The sequence below is a fragment of the Actinomadura rudentiformis genome (genome assembly GCF_008923185.1).
Classification (GTDB): Bacteria; Actinomycetota; Actinomycetes; order Streptosporangiales; family Streptosporangiaceae; genus Spirillospora; species Spirillospora rudentiformis.
Window position 1 is genome coordinate 193,008 of sequence record NZ_WBMT01000005.1, and the last position, 18,949, is coordinate 211,956.

16 protein-coding genes are annotated in these 18,949 nt (G+C 70.6%); 13 read left to right on the plus strand and 3 right to left on the minus strand.

Annotation, left to right across the window (positions count from 1 at the left end; genetic code table 11):
- Positions 1-37: 37 nt before the first annotated feature.
- The gene (locus F8566_RS12280) at positions 38-1,096 is read right to left on the minus strand and encodes an aldose epimerase family protein (protein WP_151560316.1); all 1,059 of its coding nucleotides are present in this window, start codon (positions 1,094-1,096) and stop codon (positions 38-40) included.
- The gene (locus tag F8566_RS12285) at positions 1,096-2,097 is read right to left on the minus strand and encodes a LacI family DNA-binding transcriptional regulator (RefSeq protein WP_151560317.1); all 1,002 of its coding nucleotides are present in this window, start codon (positions 2,095-2,097) and stop codon (positions 1,096-1,098) included. Before F8566_RS12285 ends, F8566_RS12280 begins: the two co-directional genes overlap by 1 nt.
- 325 nt (positions 2,098-2,422) lie before the next feature.
- On the opposite strand from F8566_RS12285, the gene F8566_RS12290 reads away from it, so the two are divergent.
- The 13 genes from F8566_RS12290 (at position 2,423) to F8566_RS12350 (ending at position 17,821) form a co-directional block, all read left to right on the plus strand.
- Positions 2,423-3,343: a carbohydrate ABC transporter permease gene (locus tag F8566_RS12290; RefSeq protein ID WP_225993097.1), complete on the plus strand. Its 921-nt coding sequence runs from the start codon at positions 2,423-2,425 to the stop codon at positions 3,341-3,343.
- Positions 3,340-4,272, plus strand: a complete 933-nt coding sequence (locus F8566_RS12295) for a carbohydrate ABC transporter permease (RefSeq protein ID WP_151560319.1) — start codon at positions 3,340-3,342, stop codon at positions 4,270-4,272. Before F8566_RS12290 ends, F8566_RS12295 begins: the two co-directional genes overlap by 4 nt.
- Complete coding sequence (locus F8566_RS12300) at positions 4,269-5,201, plus strand: NAD-dependent epimerase/dehydratase family protein (protein WP_151560320.1); 933 nt, start codon at positions 4,269-4,271, stop codon at positions 5,199-5,201. Before F8566_RS12295 ends, F8566_RS12300 begins: the two co-directional genes overlap by 4 nt.
- Complete coding sequence (locus F8566_RS12305) at positions 5,201-6,112, plus strand: 5-dehydro-4-deoxyglucarate dehydratase (RefSeq protein ID WP_151560321.1); 912 nt, start codon at positions 5,201-5,203, stop codon at positions 6,110-6,112. The genes F8566_RS12300 and F8566_RS12305 overlap by 1 nt, the downstream gene beginning before the upstream one ends.
- An 86-nt stretch (positions 6,113-6,198) precedes the next feature.
- Positions 6,199-7,236 carry a mandelate racemase/muconate lactonizing enzyme family protein gene (locus F8566_RS12310; protein ID WP_151560546.1) on the plus strand — a complete coding sequence of 346 codons (1,038 nt, stop codon included), beginning with the start codon at positions 6,199-6,201 and terminating at the stop codon, positions 7,234-7,236.
- A gap of 16 nt (positions 7,237-7,252) precedes the next feature.
- On the plus strand, positions 7,253-8,419 hold the full coding sequence (locus F8566_RS12315) for a Gfo/Idh/MocA family protein (RefSeq protein ID WP_225993099.1): 1,167 nt from the start codon (positions 7,253-7,255) through the stop codon (positions 8,417-8,419).
- On the plus strand, positions 8,416-9,333 hold the full coding sequence (locus tag F8566_RS12320; protein ID WP_225993100.1) for a DUF6807 domain-containing protein: 918 nt from the start codon (positions 8,416-8,418) through the stop codon (positions 9,331-9,333). The genes F8566_RS12315 and F8566_RS12320 overlap by 4 nt, the downstream gene beginning before the upstream one ends.
- Positions 9,321-10,901: a glycoside hydrolase family 43 protein gene (locus F8566_RS12325; protein ID WP_151560322.1), complete on the plus strand. Its 1,581-nt coding sequence runs from the start codon at positions 9,321-9,323 to the stop codon at positions 10,899-10,901. The genes F8566_RS12320 and F8566_RS12325 overlap by 13 nt, the downstream gene beginning before the upstream one ends.
- Positions 10,902-11,016: 115 nt before the next feature.
- Positions 11,017-12,348, plus strand: a complete 1,332-nt coding sequence (locus tag F8566_RS12330; RefSeq protein WP_151560323.1) for an ABC transporter substrate-binding protein — start codon at positions 11,017-11,019, stop codon at positions 12,346-12,348.
- Entirely contained in the window at positions 12,345-13,694 is a 1,350-nt protein-coding gene (locus tag F8566_RS12335; RefSeq protein ID WP_151560324.1) for a Gfo/Idh/MocA family oxidoreductase, read from the plus strand. Before F8566_RS12330 ends, F8566_RS12335 begins: the two co-directional genes overlap by 4 nt.
- Before the next feature lie 43 nt (positions 13,695-13,737).
- A complete protein-coding gene (locus F8566_RS12340) occupies positions 13,738-15,063 on the plus strand; it encodes a pectate lyase family protein (protein WP_151560325.1) in 1,326 nt (441 codons plus the stop codon).
- A gap of 48 nt (positions 15,064-15,111) precedes the next feature.
- Complete coding sequence (locus F8566_RS12345) at positions 15,112-16,089, plus strand: aldo/keto reductase (RefSeq protein ID WP_151560326.1); 978 nt, start codon at positions 15,112-15,114, stop codon at positions 16,087-16,089.
- 334 nt (positions 16,090-16,423) lie between these two features.
- Complete coding sequence (locus F8566_RS12350) at positions 16,424-17,821, plus strand: endo-1,4-beta-xylanase (RefSeq protein WP_225993101.1); 1,398 nt, start codon at positions 16,424-16,426, stop codon at positions 17,819-17,821.
- A gap of 78 nt (positions 17,822-17,899) precedes the next feature.
- Here the strand turns inward: F8566_RS12350 and F8566_RS12355 are convergent, their stop codons facing one another.
- Positions 17,900-18,919: a LacI family DNA-binding transcriptional regulator gene (locus F8566_RS12355; RefSeq protein ID WP_151560327.1), complete on the minus strand. Its 1,020-nt coding sequence runs from the start codon at positions 18,917-18,919 to the stop codon at positions 17,900-17,902.
- Positions 18,920-18,949: the final 30 nt, after the last annotated feature.

An 18,949-nucleotide genomic window follows, 5' to 3' on the forward strand; every position in this document is an offset into this window, starting at 1 on the left:
ACGGCCCCGTTCTCCGGCGGCCACGTTCAACTTTGTCCTACTCCGCGGAGGGGAGCTCCGCGGAGGGGAAGCGGAAGACGGTCGCCGACTCGTGCACCTCGCCGGGCCGCAGCACCGTGGACGGGAAGGCGGGCTGGTTGGGGGAGTCAGGGAAGTGCTGGGTCTCCAGGCAGAAACCGGCGCCCTGACGGTAGGTCCGCCCGCTGGTGCCCACGATGGAGCCGGTGAGGAAGTTGCCGGAGTAGAACTGCACGCCCGGCTGCGTAGTGAGCACCTCCATCACGCGGCCAGAAGCCGGGTCCTCGGCTCGGGCCGCGAACACCGGCTCGGTGTCGCGTGAGCCGTTGAAGACGAAGTTGTGGTCGTAGCCCCCGCCGATGAGCAACTGGGGGTGCGCCTCGCGGATCCGTGCCCCGATGGGCTGCGGCTTCCGGAAGTCGAACGGCGTGCCGTCCACGGGGGCGAGCTCCCCGGTGGGGATCTGGTTCTCGTCGACCGGGGTGTAGCGGTCGGCGTCCAGGGTGAGGAGCTGGTCGTAGACGTCTCCGGAGTCCTCGCCGGCGAGGTTGAAGTAGGAGTGGTTGGTCAGGTTGACGACGGTGGGGCGGTCGGTCGTGGCCCGGTAACCGATGTGGAGCGCGTCGCCGTCGAGGGAGTAGGTCACCTCGGCGCGCAGCGTGCCCGGGTAGCCCTCCTCGCCGTCGGCGCTGACATAGGCGAGCGTCAGCGAGGTGGCGTTCGCGCTGGTCACTTCCCAGATCTTCTTGTCGAATCCGTGCTCGCCGCCGTGCAGGCTGTTGGTGCCGTTGTTGCGCGGCAGCCGGTACTCCCGGCCGTCGAGCTCGAAGCTCCCGCCCGCGATCCGGTTGCCGTAGCGGCCGACGACCGCGCCGAAGAACCGGCTCTTGGTCAGGTAGTCGTCAAGGGTCGAGCACCCGAGGACGATGTTGGCCCGCTCGCCGTGCCGGTCCGGAACCTCCAGCGTCTGCAGCACGCAGCCGTAGGTGAGGACCCGGACACGCAGGCCATGGCGGTTCTCCAGGGTGTAACGATCCACGGTCGCGCCGTCGGGCGTGACACCGAACTGTTCGATCATCAGGTGACCTCGCGTGGCAGTCGGATGGGTGCCGCGGTCGAGTCGCGGACGACCAGCGTCGTCTGCAGGCTGGTCACGGCCGGTCCCACGTCCGTGGTGCCGACCAGCTGGAGCAGCATGTCCACGGCCGTGCGGCCGGCGGCGATGGTCGGCATCGCCACCGTCGTGAGCTTGGGGCGGTTGAGCCGCCCCTGCATGATGTCGTCGATGCCGATGACGCTGATGTCGGCGGGCACCTGCACGCCGAGTTCCTCCAGCCCCTCGACGAGCCCTATCGCCACCAGGTCGTTGTAGGCGAGCACCCCGGTGACCTCCGCGGCCAGCACCTCCGCGGCGGCGATCTGGCCGCCCTGCTCGGTGGGGGAGTTGGGGCCGATGACGGTCAGGTCCGCGGCGCCGTCGGCGGCCGCCGCGGCCGCCGCGTCGTGGATCAGGCGGCTGTTCGAGGAGCCCGGCGGCCCCGACAACAGTCCGAGCCTGCGGTGTCCCAGGGCCACCAGGTGCTCGATCGCCTGCTGGGCGCCGTGACCGACGTCCATGAGCACCGCCGGGAGCCCTTTGACGTGGCGGTTTATCACGACGAAGGGCACGTCCTCGCGCAGCCGGTCGATCGTGCGGTTGGACAGGCGCGGGCTGCACAGCAGCACCCCGTCCACCTGCTTGGCCAGGGCCTGGATCAGCTCCTCCTCGACCCGCGGGTCCTCGTCGGTGTCGGCGACGAAGACGTGGTAGTCACGCTGGCGGGCGTGCGACTGGGCGGCCTTGATCAGCGGTGGGAAGAACGGGTTGGCGATGTCGGCGACGATGAGGCCGATGTTGTGCGTGCGGCCCGTGGTGAGGGCGCGGGCGGCCCGGTTGGGCCTGTAGCCGAGCTGTTCGGCGACCGCCAGGACACGGTTGCGGGTCTCGGGGTTGACCAGGTGGGGCGCCGAAAAGGTGCGCGACACCGTGGAGACGTGCACACCGCAGGCCTGGGCGACGTCACGGATCGTTACGGCCACGGTGTTTCCTCTCCTTGGGGCGGGGCCATTATGCAACCGATTGCAGCTTGTGCAAAGCCCTTCCGGGAACGGTTGCGGACGGTGATGGCCTGCGGCTACTCGTGCTCGTAGCGCCTGAGCTGGAGGAAAAGGTCACGGTTGGATCTACCTCTTGACGTTTCCGGCAGATGACGTCATGGTTTCCTGCAACCGGTTGCCGTGTGATGAGACACACAGTTCATCGCTGGCATTCCACCGACCCCGATGTCCCGACGAAGCCGCCCGTCGCACCGGAGAGTAAGCGCTTTCCGAAGGTGGGCCCGCCGACGAGTGAGAGGAGGTGCCCGTGGCGACCGCCGAGGTGAGCGGGATCCGGCGCAAACGCCGTCGATCGAATCGCGGGCCCCGAACGCCCTACGCGCTGATCGCACCCGCCGTGCTGCTGATGCTGGGCTTCCTGGTCTACCCGATGGCCAGCATCTTCTACTACAGCCTGCAGCACTACAACGTCACCAAGCCATGGGACAACGGGTTCGCCGGGCTGGACAACTTCCGGCAGATGTTCGGCGACGACCTGTTCTGGCAGAGCCTCGGCTTCAGCGCCAAATGGGTCGCGGCGACGGTCGGGTTCCAGCTGCTGCTGGGGCTGGGCCTGGCGCTCCTGGTGAACGAGTCGTTCGTGGGCCGGGCGCTGTCCCGGGCCCTGGTGTTCTCACCGTGGGCGGTCTCCGGCGTTCTCACCACCAGCATCTGGGTACTGCTCTACAACCCGACCACGGGGTTCACCAAGTACCTGGCCGACCTGGGACTGGTGCAGCACGGCTCCTCCCCGCTGGCCGATCCGAGCGCGGTGTTCCCCGCCGCCGTCCTCACAGAGCTGTGGCGTGGAGTGCCGTTCTTCGCCATCCTCCTGCTCGCCGACCTGCAGAGCATCCCCAAGGACCTGTACGAGGCGTCGTCGGTGGACGGGGCGTCGCGGCTGCGCCGCTTCTGGCACATCACGCTCCCGCACCTGCGGGACGCCATCGTCCTCTCGACCCTGCTGCGCGCGGTCTGGGAGTTCAACAACGTGGACCTGCTCTACACGCTCACGAACGGCGGGCCCGCGAACCAGACCACCACGCTGCCGCTCTACGTCGCGCACAAGGCGACGGTGGCGCACGAGTTCGGGTACGGCTCGGCGCTCACCGCTGCGGCGTTCTTCATCCTGCTCTTCTGCTCCATCCTCTACCTGCGCCTCAGCAAGTTCGGCGGTGATCGCAAATGACCCGGTTGACGACCAAGACGGCCGGCGGCCAGGCGGATGCCGAGGCACCGGACCCCGCGGCGGCTCCGCCACGCCCCCCGGCCGCCCGCCGGCGGGCGGCCGTCAAGCGGCGGCGGAACGATGAGAACGTCCGCAAGTGGGAGATCTGGCTGCCGCTGGGCCTCTACCTGCTGTTCACGCTCATCCCGTTCTACTGGATGTTGCTCTACGCGTTCCGGCCCAACGGGACGACGGGCCTGGCCCCCTGGCCGCTGACCCTGGACCACCTGCGGCACGTGTGGACCGACATCGGCTTCGGCACCTACTTCGCCAACAGCGTCAAGGTCGGCGTCATCTCGATGTTCGCCACGACCTTCGTCGCACTCGCCGGCGGGTACGGGCTCGCGCGCTACGACTTCCGCGGCAGGAAGACCTTCATGCTCGCGATGTTGTGCACGCAGTTCATCCCCGGCGCGCTGATGCTGGTCCCGCTCTTCGAGATCTTCAAGAAGCTCGAACTGGTCAACAGCCTCTGGAGCGTGATCGTCGCCGAGACGGTCTTCCAGCTGCCGCTCTCGCTCATCCTGATCAGCGGCTTCATCAGGAACGTGCCGATGGAGCTGGAGGAGGCTGCCTGGGTCGACGGCGCCTCGCGGCTGCGCGGGTTCCTGGTCACGGTGCTGCCGCTGCTGCGTCCCGGGCTGATCGCGGTGAGCTCCTTCGCCTTCATCCACAGCTGGAACCACTTCCTCTTCGCCCTGATGTTCCTCAGCGACCAGGAGAAGTACACCGTGCCCGTCGGCCTCAGCTACACCATCGGCGAGTCCGGGAGCGATCTGGGCTCGCTGGCGGCCGGCGGCGTGGTCGCCGCGCTGCCGGTCATCGTGATCTTCGCGCTGATCCAGCGCTACCTGGTCAAGGGCCTGAGCGCCGGGGCGGTGAAGGGATGAGCGGTGCAGGGACGAGCGGGCCGCTGGAGCCCGGCAGCCGGGTCCTCGTCACCGGAAGTGCCGGACGGTTCGGCCGCAGCGTGGTCGCGGAGCTGGTGGCGGCCGGACACGAGGTCATCGGGATCGACCCGGCGCCCGGGACGCCGGTCGGCTGCGCGAGCGTGCTCCCGGCCGACCTCACCGACCTGGGTGAGGCGTACGGGGTGCTGTCCCGCTTCCGGCCGTCGGCCGTGGTGCACCTGGCGGCCATCGCGACCCCGTTCAGCCGCACTGACGCCGTGACCTACCGCACCAACACCCAGCTCGCCTTCAACGTGTGCGAGTCCGCGGTGCACAGCGGGGTACGGCGGGTGGTCGTGGCCAGCAGCCCGACCGTCATCGGCTACGGCGCGCCGCACGGCTGGAGCCCCTCCTACCTGCCCATCGACGAAGACCACCCGGCCGAGCCCTGGAACGCCTACAGCCTTTCCAAGCTGGCTGCCGAACAGACGATGCGGACGTTCGCCAAGGCCGCGGGCGACCGGATCAAGTTCGCCGCCGTCCGGCCGTGCTTCGTCGTCGCGCCTGAGGAGTGGAAGGGCGCTCCCACGCAGAGCGGCCATTCCATCGCCGAACGGCTGGATCGGCCCGAGTTGGGCGGGGTGTCCCTGTTCAACTACATCGACGCGCGCGACGCGGCGGAGATGCTGCGCGTCCTGCTGGACGCGATGCCGGAGCTGCCCAACGGCGAGGTCTTCTTCGCGAGCGCGGCCGACGCGCTGGCCCGCGAACCCCTCGCGGAGTTGTTGCCCCGGATCCTTCCCTCGACCGCGCCGCAGGCGGCCGCCCTGTCCGGGACCGCACCGGCGTTCAGCAGCGCGAAGGCGGAGCGGCTGCTCGGCTGGCGGCCCGAGCGCAGCTGGCGGACCGAACTTTCCACGGAGATCTGATGCAGCTCAGCGGAGTCCTCTTTTTCCCGGTGACGCCCTTCGCCCTGGAGGGCGGCGTGCACGCCGACGTGCTGGCCGAGCACATCAGGACCGGCCTGACGCACGGGCCCGGCGGGGTCTTCGTCGCATGCGGCACCGGGGAGTTCCCCTCGCTCTCCATCGCCGAGCATGAGGTCGCGGTCCGTACCGCCGTCGAGGCCACCGGCGGCGCGGTCCCGGTGATCGCCGGTGCGGGCGGGCCGCTCGGCGCCGCGCTGGAGCAGGCCCGCCAGGCCGCGGCGGCCGGGGCGGACGGCCTGCTCCTCATGCCGCCGTACCTGGCGCAGGGGCCGGCCGAGGGGCTGCGATCCTACGTGACCGCCGTCGCCGAGGCGGCCGGCCTGCCGGTGATCCTCTACCAGCGCGGCGGGGTGGTGCTCGACCCGGCCAGCGCCGTCGCACTGGCCCGGATCCCGGGCGTGACCGGCCTGAAGGACGGCAACGGCGACATCGACCGCATGGCGCGCATCGTGCTGGCGATCCGGCGCGAGATCGGCCCGGACTTCACGTTCTTCAACGGCCTGCCCACCGCAGAGCTCACCCAGCCCGCCTACCGCGCCATCGGCGTGGGCCTCTACTCCTCGGCGGCCTTCTGTTTCGTGCCGGAGGTGGCCGCCGCCTTCTGCGAGGCCCTCGACGGAGGGGGTTCCGCGCTCGCGGAACGGCTCATCACCGACTTCTACGCCCCGCTGGTGGAACTGCGCAGCAAGGTACCCGGATACGCGGTGTCACTGGTCAAGGCCGCCGTCCGGCTGCGCGGACTGGACACGGGCCCGGTGCGGGCACCGCTGGTCGAACCCGCGCCCGAGCACCTCGCCGAGCTGGAACGGCTGACGAAGGCCGGACTCGCCATGGTCGGGGCGGCACCGTGACAGCCAACACCGTGTCCTCCAACACAGGGACGGCCAACACAGGGACGGTCATCGCCGAGGTGCGCAGCACCGTGCACCGAGTCCCCATGCCCCGGCCATGGAATCCTTCCCGGCCGCACATCGATCTGGTGGTCACCGCGGTGACGACCGGCGACGGGCGGACCGGCACGGGGTTCTCCTGGGCGCCGAACGTCGGCGGCCGGGCGGTGCACGCGCTGCTGGAGAGCGATGTGCGCGAGGCCGCGCTCGGGCTGCCCGCGCACCCGGCCGTCGCGTACGACCGGCTCTGGTGGCACCTGCACGAGGCGGGCCGCGGCGGGCTGACCACGATGGCGCTGGCCGCCGTGGACCTGGCGTTGTGGGACCTGTCCGCGGCGGCCGGCCTGACCGCCGCCGTCGGCCGGCGGCACGAGGCCGTGCCGGTCTACGGCAGCGGCGTCAACCGGCACTACTCGCTGGACGAGATCATCGCCCAGGCCGAGCGGTGGTCCGAGGCCGAAACGCGGGCCGTGAAGATCAAGGTCGGCGGCCGTGACCTGCCGGAGGACCTCGAGCGGGTCGAGGCCGTGCGGCAGGTGATGGGGCCTGACGTGCGGCTGATGCTGGACGCCAACCAGCTCTGGGACCTGCCGGGTGCGCTGCGGGCCGTCGAAGCGCTTCGCCGGTTCGACCCCTGCTGGATCGAGGAGCCCCTCCCCGCCGACGACGTCCAGGCCTACGCCCGGCTGCGGGCGGACGCCGCGGGGGTCCCCATCGCGCTCGGCGAGAACACCCACACGCCCTGGCAGTTCCGCGACCTGCTCACCGCCGGGGCCTGCGACATCCTCCAGCCCAACGTGGTCCGGGTCGGCGGGATCACCCCGTTCCTGCGGATCGTCGAACTGGCCCGCACGTTCGGCGTCCCGGTGTACCCGCACCTGCTTCCCGACATCTCCGGGCAGCTGGCCTGCTGCCTGCCGCTCCCGGCGATGGTCGAGGACGTCGAGGACGCGTCGTTCGCCGCGCTCGGGCTGCTCACCGAGCCCTACCCGGTGCGGATCGAGGACGGGCTGCTGCGCCCCGGCGACCATCCGGGGCTCGGCCTGCGCTTCGACGAGGACCGGCTGAAGAGCACGCGGATCTGACCGAGGGAGAGACCCGATGGAGACCCCGATGGACCCGGTGAACGTGGTGCTCGTCGGTGGCCACGGCCACGGCCGCTGGCACCTGGACAACCTGCGCCGCCTGACCGGCACCGGCCTGGTCCGGCTGGCCGGGATCTGCGACCTCAGCCCGGTGGGCGCCGAGGCGCTCGCGGGCCTGGGCGAGCCGGAGCAGGGCCCGGACCTCGCCGCGCTGCTGGATCGGACGGGAGCGGAGATCGCCATCGTGGCGACGCCGATCCACACCCACGAGGACCTGACGCTCGCGGCGGTGGCGAGCGGAGCCCACGTGCTGCTGGAGAAGCCGCCCGCCGCGACGTACGCCGGGTTCGAGCGGACGCTGGCCGGAGTGCGGGAGGCGGGCCGAGCCTGCCAGGTGGGTTTCCAGAGCCTGGGTTCGGCTGCGATCCCGGCAATCCGGACGCTGGTGGACGAGGGCGCGATCGGCCGCGTGCGCGGCATCGGAGTGGCCGGAGCCTGGTTCCGGGACTCCTCCTACTTCGCGCGGTCGCCGTGGGCCGGGCGGCGCCGGGTGGACGGCACCGACGTGGTGGACGGCGCGCTCACCAACCCGTTCGCGCACGCCCTGGCCACGGCGCTCGCCATCGACGGCAGCGAAGGGCCCGGCAGCGTGGGTGACGGGGGGGGTGACATCGAGGTCGAACTCTTCCACGCGTTCCCGATCGAGAGTGATGACACCGGCTGCCTGCGGATGACCACGGCCCGGGGCACCGTCGTTTCCGTCGCAGTGAGCCTGTGCGCCCCCAAGCGCAACGAGCCGTACGTGGTCGTTCACGGCGAGCGGGGCCGCATCACGTTCACCTACACGCTGGACCGGGTCGTGCTGGAGCGGGACGGCGTCACTGAGACGTTGGACCACTCCCGGACCGACCTGCTGGAAAACCTGGTCGCGCACGTGCGCGGCACGGCGGACCTGCTCGTGCCGCTGCACCGGACCGCGGCCTTCATGCGCGCGGTGGAGGCCGTGCGCGTGGCCGCAGAGCCGCTGCCGATCCCCGAGGAGGCACAGGAGGTGACCGTCGTGGACGGGGTCACGCGCCGGGTCCTTCCCGGCATCGAGGACCAGGTCGCCGCGAGCGCGGAGCGGCTCGCACTGTTCTCCGAACTCGACCTCCCCTGGGCGACCCGGAAGGAGCTCGCGTGAGCGATCGCACCGAGTTGAGCGACCCCGTCGAACTGAGCGACCCTGTTGAACTGAGCGTCGGCGGGCGGCCCGTGGCCAGGTACGTCACGCGGTCGTACCTGGCAGCGGGCCTCGCGCCCCGGCCCTACCTGCATCCCGTCCGGACGCTGGGCGGCACCGAGGTCACCGAGCTGTCGCCCGAGGACCATCCCCACCATCTGGGGGTCTGCGTCGCCATCGCGGACGTGAGCGGCCGCAACTTCTGGGGCGGGCGGACCTACGTCCGCGATCGCGGGCCCGTCTGGCGGGACGACCACGGCCTCCAGCGGCATCTCGGCTGGACGCGCCGCGCGGCTGGGGAGTTCCGCGAGTCGCTGGCCTGGATCGACCGGGAGAACGCGGTGGTGCTCCGCGAGCAGCGGGAGGCCACGGCGGTCCCCGTGGGCGACCACTGGGCGCTCGACCTCACCTTCCGGCTGACCAACGTGCTCGGCACGCCACTGCAGCTCGGCAGTAGCGCCACCAAGGGACGCGCCGGCGCGGGCTATGGCGGTTTCTTCTGGCGGGCGCCCGGGACGTCCACGGACATCAGGGTGTTCAGCGCCGAAGCGGAGGGCGAGGAGAAGGTGCACGGCGCCGTGACCGGTTGGGTCGCCATGAGCGGCACCGGCGCCCGCGCCATCGGTGCCGAGGGGAGCCCTGCCGAGAAGACATGGACGCTGGCCTTCGCGGGCGGCGACGAGACCACCCGGCGTGACCCGTGGTTCGTCAGGGCCTCCGAGTATCCCGGGGTCGGCTCCGCGCTCGCCTGGGAACACGTGCTGGAAGTGCCGCCCGGGGGAGTGGTGGAGCGCCGCGTGGTCACGATCGTCGCCGACGGCGTGCTGTCGCCCTCCGACATCGAGGCAGGGCTGGAGGACCTATGGGCCCGCTGAGCGCCGCCGCCCCTCCCTGGGTCGCGGACCTGGGCGACGGCCACTACCGCAACCCGGTGCTCAACGCCGACTGGTCCGACCCCGACGTCGTCCGGGTCGGCGCCGACTACTACATGACGGCCTCCAGCTTCCACCGGGTGCCCGGCTTGCCGATCCTGCACTCCCGCGACCTGGTCAACTGGACGATCATCGGGCACGCGCTGCCCACGCCCGAACCGGAGCAGGCCTACGCCCGCCCCCGGTGGGGATGCGGCGTCTGGGCCCCGGCGATCCGCCACCACGCCGGACTGTTCTGGATCTTCTATCCCGATCCCGACCACGGGCTGTACATGGTGACGGCCGAGAACCCGGCCGGGCCGTGGAGCCGCCCGCACCTTCTCAAGGCCGGCCGGGGACTCATCGATCCGTGCCCGCTGTGGGACGCGGACGGCACGGCCTACCTCGTGCACGCCTGGGCCAAGAGCCGTGCCGGGTTCAACAACCGGCTCACCCTACACCGGATGAGCCCGGACGCGCGGCGGCTGCTCGACGCGGGCACCGTCGTCGTGGACGGCGACCTCATCCCGGGCTGCCGCACGCTGGAGGGCCCCAAGATCTACCGGCACGGCGGCGAGTACTGGATCTTCGCACCCGCCGGGGGCGTGGAGCACGGCTGGCAGTCGGTGTTCCGCGCCGGCGAGCCCTTCGGACCGTACGAGCACCGCATCGTGCTCGCGCAGGGCGACACCGAGATCAACGGGCCGCACCAGGGGGCCTGGGTCGACACCCCCGGCGGCGAGCACTGGTTCCTGCACTTCCAGGACCGCGGCGCGTACGGCCGCGTCGTTCACCTGCAGCCCATGCGGTGGCGGCCGGACGACGGCTGGCCCGTCCTCGGCTCGAACGGGGCGCCCGTGCTCGGCCACCGCAAGCCGGACACCGGCTGGACGGGACCGGCGTCCGCGCCCGCGACGAGCGACGACTTCACCGGCGCGGCCCCCGGAGCGCAGTGGGGCTGGCACGGCCTTCCCGACCCGGCGTGGTGGTCGCTGCGGGAGCCGGGCCTGCTGCGGCTGGCCTGCCGCCAGGACACCGCGTCCGGAGACCTGCGTGCGTTGCCCAACGTGCTCGCCCAGCGGCTGCCCGCCACCACGTTCACCGCCACCACGAGCGTGACGCTCGTGGGCGCCTCGCCGGGCGCTCGTGCCGGGCTGACCGTGATCGGCGATTCCTACGCCTGGGTCGGCCTGGAGGAGACCGGTGACGGGCCGTCCCTGGTGCATCGTGTCGCCCCCGCCGTCGACGAGCCGGAGGATGACGCGTCCGCGCGGCGGCCGCTGCCCCCGGGCACGACGACCGTACGGCTGATGGTCCAGGTGAGCGCGGATGCCCGGGTGACGTTCCGGGCGGATCGCGGAGCCGGATGGGAGCCGCTCGGCGGGGAGTTCACCGCCACGCCCGGACGCTGGGTCGGGGCGTCGGTCGGCCTCTTCGCCACTGCGCCTGAGAAAAGGGCGCTCGAAGGGCGCGGGCCCGCTGGTCACGCCCTGTTCGGCGCCTTCGAAGTCTTGGGAGAGGAGAGGGGATGACCGCACGACAGGTCGGCTGAGGGCTCAGCGAGCACGAGCCCGGCGAACCACATCGGGGATCACCACAGGCCGGCGCGGCACCATGCCGCGTCATTCAGGAAAGGTAAGAACGACGATGTCACGACGCGGCCCCCTGCCCGGACTCCGGTCCCGGCTCACGGCAGCCTCGGCGATCGCCGTCGGCGCCTGTCTCGCCCTCACCGGGTGCGGCGGCTCCGGCGAGTCGTCCGGCGGCGACTCCGAGATCACCTTCTGGGACAGCAACGCCAGCGCCTCCGGTACGCCGGTCTGGCAGCACATCATCAGCGAGTTCCAGAAGAGCAACCCCAAGATCAAGGTCAAGTACGTCTCGTTCCCCATCGCGCAGGCGCAGGCGAAGTACGACACCGCGATCGCGTCCGGCGGCACCCCCGACGTGGGCCTGATGTCCACCTCGCTGCTGGCGAACGTGGCGGGTCAGCAGGCCCTGGAGCCGCTCGACGACCGGCTGGCGGGCAGCTCGCTCAACGGCAAGCTGTCGCCCAAGCTGCTGGAACTGGTGAAGGCGGCCGGCCCCGACGGCAAGCTCTACGAGCTGCCGCAGACGACCAACACCGGCATCCTGTGGTACCGGTCGGACTGGTTCAAGGAGAAGAACGTCAAGCCCCCGTTGACCTGGGCCGACTTCTACACCGCCGCCGACAAGCTCACCGACTCCGGCAACAACAGGTTCGGCTTCACCATCCGCGGCGGCGCCGGGTCGATCGCCCAGATCCTGGAGTTCGCCTACGCCCAGTCGGGGATCTCGCAGTTCTGGGATGCCTCCGGCAAGACCACCGTCAACGCCCCCCAGAACGTCGCGGCCGTCGAGAAGGTCGTGGCGCTCTACAAGAAGAACACTCCGAGCGCTGACGTCAACAACGACTACCTGAAGATGAACGCCCAGTTCGACGGCGGCTCCATCGCCATGATGCAGCACAACCTGGGGTCGTACGTCGACCACCAGAAGGCGTTGAAGGGCAAGTTCGCCGGCACCACCGTGCCGCCGTCGCCCGACGGCTCGCACGTGCTGCTGTCCAGCCCGGTGGGCGGCCTGTCGGTGTTCAAGAAGAGCAAGAAGAAGGACGCGGGCTGGAAGTTCGCCGAGTTCGTCTCCAGCAAGGCGATGAGCGACTACTGGAACTCCAAGGTGGGCCAGATCCCGGCGAACGTCGACTCGGCGAACGAGGCCTGGGTCAAGGAGAACCCGACGCTCGAGAGCGCGGTCAAGGTCGTCAGCGACCCGAAGACCAAGATCGTTCAGATGCCGTACTACCTGCCGGAGTTCAACGCCATCACCAAGGCCGACAGCGAGCCGCTCTACCAGAAGGTCCTGCTCGGCCAGATGACCGTCAAGGAGTTCCTGGACCAGCTGGCCGGCAAGCTCAACGAGGCCCAGACCAAGTACAAGGAGCGCAAGGGCGGATGACCCTCTCGTCCACGGGAGACCCGGGCGCGGCGGCGCGGCGGGTGGCCATCGTCGGCACCGGAGCCCGGGCCCAGATGTTCACCCGCGCGCTCGCCGAGCGCGATCACACCGAGGTCGTCGCCCTCAGCGACGTCAGCCCCACCCGGATGGCCGTGCACAACCGCATCCTCACGCGGGAGCACGGCAGGCCGGCCGCGGCGCAGTGGGATCCCGGCGACATCGACCGCATGCTCCGGGCGGAACGTGTCGACACCCTCGTGGTGTGCACCGTGGACGCGCTGCACGCCCGCCACATCCTGGCGGGCCTGGACGCCGGCTGCCGGGTGATCACCGAGAAGCCGATGGTGACCACGGCCGAGCAGGCCCGCCAGGTGCTCGACGCCGCCGACCGGACCGGCGGCGACCTGGCGGTGACCTTCAACTACCGGTTCAACCCGCTGCACGGCGCGGTGCGTGAACTGCTGGCCGCCGGTGAGATCGGGGACGTGCTGTCGGTGCACTTCGAGTGGATGCTCGATGTGCGCCACGGCGCCGACTACTTCCGGCGCTGGCACCGCGACCGGCGCAACAGCGGCGGGCTGATGGTCCACAAGTCAGGCCACCACTTCGACCTGGTCAACTGGTGGCTCGGCGCGGAACCCGTCACGGTGTACGGCGTCGGCAGGCTTGCCTTCTACGGGGCCCGCAACGGCACGCGCACCGGGCTGCGCCGCGACTACGAACGTGCCCACGGCAGCCCCGCCGCGGCGGACGACCCGTTCGCGCTGCGGCTCGACGCCAACCCCGAGCTCCGCGACCTCTATCTGCAAGCCGAGGGAGACGACGGCTACGTCCGTGACCGCAACGTCTTCGACGGCGACATCTCGATCGAGGACGACATGGCCGTGCTGATCACCTATGACACCGGTGCCAGCATGACCTACCACCTCACCGCGTACGCGCCGTGGGAGGGCTACCGCATCGCCTTCAACGGCACTCGCGGCCGGATCGAACTGGAGGTGGAGGAGAACATCTGGGCGGGACCGGCCACCGCGGCGAGCAGTGCCACCGGCAGCGTCACCAGCGGGGCCGTCCTGCACGGGGACGCGGAGGCGGAGAACGCCGGGTCGTACCGGCTCCGTGTCCGTCCGATGTGGGCGCCGCCACGGGACGTCGAGGTCGAGTTCAGCCACGGCGGTCACGGCGGCGGCGACGTCCGCATGCTCGCCGCGCTCTTCGATCCGGGGGCACCCGGCGCGGAGACGCTCGCGACCCCCCGCGACGGCGTGCACGCGCTGCTCACCGGCCTGGCCGCCGGCCAGTCCTTCTCCACCGGCCTCCCAGTGCAGGTCAAGAGCCTGCTGTAGGGGCCACGTCCGCAGGCAGACCCCCACCCCCCTGAGGAACGTCATGCGCAAGAGATCGTGCTTCACCACGGCGCTGGCCGGGACGGCCGTCGCCCTCACCGCGCTACCGTCGGCCCCAGCCACAGCCGCAGCCACGGCTCCGGGCTTCGCCGGACGGGACATCGGCCGCCAGACCCTTCCCGCCGGAGACGGCTGGGGCTCGTACTCCACCGGGACCACCGGCGGGGCGGCGGCCACCCAGGAGAACGTCTTCGTCGTCCGCGACCGCAACGCCCTGGCCAGGGCGGTCGCCGGGAACACACCGAAGATCGTGTACGTGAAGGGTGCGTTCGACGCCAACGTCGACGACCAAGGAAAGCCGCTGACCTGCGCGGACTATGCGGCTGACGGCTACAGCCTGGACGCCTTCCTCAAGGCCTACGACCCCGCCACCTGGGGCAGGGCCGACCCCTCCGGGCCGCTGGAGGACGCCCGCGCCGCCTCGCAGGCCAGGCAGGACGCCCGGGTGAAGATCAACGTAGGCTCCAACACCACGATCGTCGGGCTCGGCAGGGCGACGATCAAGGGTGCCAACCTCATGCTGAGGGGCGTCGACAACGTCATCATCCGCAACCTGGACCTGCGCGACGCCCACGACTGCTTCCCCGCGTGGGACCCGACCGACGGCGCCAACGGCGCCTGGAACTCCGAGTACGACAACATCACGCTCTCGGGCGCCACGCACGTGTGGCTCGACCACACCACGCTCAGCGACGCCGGCAACCCTGACAGCGCCCAGCCGAGGTACTTCGGCGAGCCCTACCAGGTGCACGACGGGCTCTTCGACGTCATCAACGCCTCCGACTTCGTGACCGCGTCCTGGAACCGTTTCCGTGACCACGACAAGACCTCGCTGATCGGCAACAGCGACTCCAAGACGACCGACGCCGGGCACCTGCGGGTGACGTTCCACCACAACGAGTTCAGGAACCTCGGCCAGCGGGTGCCCCGCGTCCGCTACGGCCAGGTCGACGTCTACAACAACCACTTCGCGCAGACGGCGGCGGACGGCTACTCCTACAGCCTCGGCGTCGGGGTCAAGTCCGCGATCGTCGCCGAGCACAACGCCTTCACCTTGCCGGCGACGATCAAGCCCGCCCAGGTCATCAAGTACTGGAAGGGCACCGCGATCCGTACCGGCGGCAACCTCGTCAACGGTGCGCCGGTGGACCTCCTGGCCGCCCACAACGAGGCGTACGACCCCGACCTGTCCGGCGACGTGGGCTGGACGCCGTCGCTCCGCACGACGGTGCACCGGCCGGAAGCGGTGCCGCGCCTGGTCGCAGCCTTCGCCGGCGCGGGCAGGCTCGGCTGGCATTCTCTCCGCTGACCCGATCCCCCGACGATCGGGACGGAGAACGACCAGTACGCTGCTGTCGTGGAACAGCGGATTCTGGGCAGGACCGGGCGCGAGGTCGGTGTCGTGGGCCTCGGCGCCTGGCAGCTCGGCGCCGACTGGGGCCAGGTGAGTGAACGCGACGCGGTCGCGACCCTGGCCTCGGCGGTCGACGCCGGGGTGACCTTCATCGACACGGCCGACGTCTACGGTGACGGCCGCAGCGAGGAGATCGTCGGCCGGTTCGCCGCACGGACCCCAGGGCTCACGGTGGCCACCAAGATGGGCCGCCGCCTGGAGCAGGTCCCCGAGAACTACGTCATGGCCAACTTCCGTGCCTGGAACGAGCGGTCCCGCGCCAAGCTGGGCATGGACACCCTCGATCTGGTCCAGCTCCACTGCCCGCCGACGCCCGTCTACTCCAGCGACGCCGTCTACGACGCCCTCGACACCCTGGTCGCGGAGCAGAAGATCGCCGCGTACGGCGTGAGCGTGGAGACCTGCGACCAGGCGCTGACCGCGATCGCCCGGCCGGGCGTCGCCACGGTCCAGATCATCCTCAACATGTTCCGGCTCAAGCCGCTGGAGCAGGTGCTGCCCGCCGCCCGCGCCGCCGGTGTCGGCATCATCGCGCGTGTGCCGCTGGCCAGCGGGCTGCTCTCAGGGCGTTACGACGAGCACACCACCTTCGCCGCCGACGATCACCGCAACTACAACCGGCGCGGGGAGGCCTTCGACGTGGGCGAGACCTTCTCCGGCGTCGACTTCGCCACAGGTCTGGAGGCGGTGCGCCGGCTGGTCCCGCTGGCACCCGAAGGGGCGACGACGGCCCAGTTCGCTCTGCGCTGGATCCTGGACCAGCCCGGTGTGAGCGTGGTGATCCCGGGTGCGCGCAATCCGGCCCAGGCGACGGCCAACGCCGCAGCCGCCGCGCTGCCTCCGCTCCCGGAGGCCACCTTGGAGAAGGTCCACGCCGTCTACGACGAGCTGATCCGCCCTCAGGTCCATCACAAGTGGTGACCACTGGCCGGATGCGGGTCAGTTCTCCGTAGAGACGGCCTCCACAGGTATGCGTGCTCGGCAAGAGTGGCCGCCCGCCCCAGGGGCCGACGGGGCGGGCGGCGAACCGCCCGGGTTGAGAGCGGATCCCCGGGGATGGTTCCGTAGGGCAAGTCGTCCGGCGCCGCGGGAAGGTTGCCGGTGAAGATCGGTTTTCTGGACCGGTTTTCTGCGGCGCTTTCTCTACCGGCACGGCCCTTCACAGCGCCTGCGGGGCGGGTTATCGTCGAGGCGATATGGGAGCGCTCCCATATCTGGGGCCGATCCGCATTTCCACGCGCAGAAAGGCGTATCGATGCTCCCACCCCATCCCTCGATGTTCCCGCCCCATCTCTCCAGGCTCCTTCTCGCTCTCGTCTCCGCGTTCGTCGTGCTGGCGGCCCTCGCCGTTCCGCCCGCACAGGCCGCGGAGCCGACACTCGGCGAGCTCGCCGCGGCCAAGGGCCGGTACTTCGGTTCGGCCACCGACAACCCCGAGCTGACCGACGCCCCCTACGTCGCGATCCTGGGGAGCGAATTCAACTCGATCACACCCGGCAACTCGCTGAAGTGGGAGGCCACCGAACCACAACGAGGGCAGTTCACCTTCGCCAAGGGCGACGAGGTCGTCGCACTGGGACAGCGGAACGGCCAGATGGTGCGCGGGCACACCCTCGTCTGGCACAGCCAGCTACCGGATTGGGTGTCGAACGGCGGCTTCCCCGCCGCCGAGCTGCGCTCGATCCTGCGGAACCACGTCACCACCGTGGCCTCCCACTACAAGGGCAAGGTCGCGCACTGGGACGTGGTCAACGAGCCGTTCAACGAGGACGGCACGTTCCGTGACTCGGTCTTCTACAGGACGCTCGGCGAGAGCTACATCGCCGACGCGCTGCGCGCCGCCCGCGCGGCCGACCCCGGTGCCAAGCTCTACATCAACGACTACAACACCGACGGGCTCGGAGCGAAGAGCGACGGCATGTACAACCTGGTGAAGTCGCTCAAGGCGCAGGGCGTTCCGATCGACGGCGTCGGATTCCAGGGACACCTGGCGCTGCAGTACGGCTTCCCCAACAGGATGCAGGAGAACCTGCAGCGCTTCGCCGATCTCGGCGTGGACGTGGCCATCACCGAACTGGACATCCGCATGATCCTCCCGGCGGACGCCACCAAGCTCGCCACGCAGGCCACCTGGTACTCCGACGTCACCAAGGCGTGCCTGGCGGTCTCCCGCTGCGTCGGGATCACGGTGTGGGACTACACCGACAAGTACTCGTGGATCCCTGGTGTCTTCCCCGGGGAGGGCGCCGCGCTTCCGTACGACGAGAACCTCCGGCCCAAGCCCGCCTATGCCGCGCTCCGTACGGCACTCGGCGGGAAGCCGGGCGATCCCACCTCCTGCAAGGTCGCCTACAAGGTGGCCAGCCAGTGGAACACCGGCTTCACCGGCTCCGTCACCATCACCAACACCGGCTCCGGCGCCATCAACGGCTGGAACCTGAAGTTCTCCTTCCCCGGCGACCAGAAGGTCACCCACGGCTGGAACGCGGGCTGGGCGCAGTCCGGTGCGGCCGTGACGGCGACGAACGCGTCGTGGAACGGGACGCTCGCCGCCGGCGCCTCGACGACCATCGGCTTCAACGGCTCGTACACCGGCACCAACACCGCACCTGGCGCCTTCACCCTGAACGACCAGAACTGCACCGCAGGCTGACGGGAGCGACCCTCTGACAGGAACGACCCGCTGCCGCCGCGAGAGCGGTCGGCAGCGGGTCGCCTCGCCTCGGCTGAGTCAGGCCGATTCGCGCAGGACCAGGTGCGTCTCCAGGATGACGACGGGATCGGTCACCCGTTCGCCGCGGATGCGGGCGATCAGGAGCCGGGCCATCTCCCTGCCCATGTTCTCGACCGACTGGTGCACCGTGGTCAGCGGCGGGTCGGCGAGCGGCGCCCGGGCGGAGTCCTCGAAACCGATGACCGCGACGTCGTCCGGGATCCGCAGGCCCGCCTTGTGGAGCACCTGCATGGCGCCCAGCGCCATCGGGTCGTCGGCGGCGAAGACGGCGTCCATGTCGGGTGCCCGGTCCAGCAGCTCCGCCGCGGCCGTGACCCCGCTGCCCTCGCTGAAGTCGCCGTAGGCGACCAGTTCGGGCACCCCCGCCGCCGCGAGCGCGTCGCGGTAGCCGGCGAGCCGGTCCACGCCCACCCCCATGTCCTGCGGACCGGCGATGGCCGCGATCCTGCGCCGCCCCTTTTCGAGGAGGTACTCGGTCGCGAGACGCGCGCCCTTGCGGTTGTCGACGTCCACATAGCTCACCGGGGACAGCCCCGGCGGGCAGCCGCCGAGCACCGTCGGCACGCCGCTGGCCTCCAGCTTGGCGGGCAGCGGGTCGTCGCCGTGCAACGAGGTCAGCAGCACCCCGTCCACGTGCTGCCCGGTCAGGTAGTGCTCCAGGCGGGCGTACTCGTCGGGTGACTGGGCCAGCGCGAGCAGCAACTGCAGCCCGGTGGCGTTCAGCTCCGAACTGATCCCGCGGATGATGCCGGCGAAGTACGGCTCGTCGAACAGCCGCTGCTCCGACTCGGCCACCACGAGCGCCACGGTGTCGGTGCGCCGCGTCACCAGGGTGCGGGCGGCCCGGTTCGGCACGTAGCCGAGCTCGTCGATCGCCTGCAGCACGGCCTCGCGAGCCTGCGCGCTCACCCGCGGCGAGCCGTTGATGACCCGCGAGACCGTGCCCCGGCCTACGCCGGCCCGGGCCGCCACTTCCTCCAGGGTGGGGCGCGCCTGCCGCGCGCGCCGCATCGTCATCGGCCCCTCATCGTGTCGTTCCGGCCCTTT

What these genes read in the sequence shown, in the direction of transcription:
- F8566_RS12315 (WP_225993099.1), top strand. Translation starts at nt 7,253, where the DNA reads ATGGAGACCCCGATGGACCCGGTGAACGTGGTGCTCGTCGGTGGCCAC.
- F8566_RS12330 (WP_151560323.1), top strand. Translation starts at nt 11,017, where the DNA reads ATGTCACGACGCGGCCCCCTGCCCGGACTCCGGTCCCGGCTCACGGCA.
- F8566_RS12355 (WP_151560327.1), bottom strand. Translation starts at nt 18,919, where the DNA reads ATGACGATGCGGCGCGCGCGGCAGGCGCGCCCCACCCTGGAGGAAGTG.
- F8566_RS12335 (WP_151560324.1), top strand. Translation starts at nt 12,345, where the DNA reads ATGACCCTCTCGTCCACGGGAGACCCGGGCGCGGCGGCGCGGCGGGTG.
- F8566_RS12305 (WP_151560321.1), top strand. Translation starts at nt 5,201, where the DNA reads ATGCAGCTCAGCGGAGTCCTCTTTTTCCCGGTGACGCCCTTCGCCCTG.
- F8566_RS12280 (WP_151560316.1), bottom strand. Translation starts at nt 1,096, where the DNA reads ATGATCGAACAGTTCGGTGTCACGCCCGACGGCGCGACCGTGGATCGT.
- F8566_RS12350 (WP_225993101.1), top strand. Translation starts at nt 16,424, where the DNA reads ATGCTCCCACCCCATCCCTCGATGTTCCCGCCCCATCTCTCCAGGCTC.
- F8566_RS12340 (WP_151560325.1), top strand. Translation starts at nt 13,738, where the DNA reads ATGCGCAAGAGATCGTGCTTCACCACGGCGCTGGCCGGGACGGCCGTC.
- F8566_RS12295 (WP_151560319.1), top strand. Translation starts at nt 3,340, where the DNA reads ATGACCCGGTTGACGACCAAGACGGCCGGCGGCCAGGCGGATGCCGAG.
- F8566_RS12300 (WP_151560320.1), top strand. Translation starts at nt 4,269, where the DNA reads ATGAGCGGTGCAGGGACGAGCGGGCCGCTGGAGCCCGGCAGCCGGGTC.
- F8566_RS12310 (WP_151560546.1), top strand. Translation starts at nt 6,199, where the DNA reads ATGCCCCGGCCATGGAATCCTTCCCGGCCGCACATCGATCTGGTGGTC.
- F8566_RS12325 (WP_151560322.1), top strand. Translation starts at nt 9,321, where the DNA reads ATGGGCCCGCTGAGCGCCGCCGCCCCTCCCTGGGTCGCGGACCTGGGC.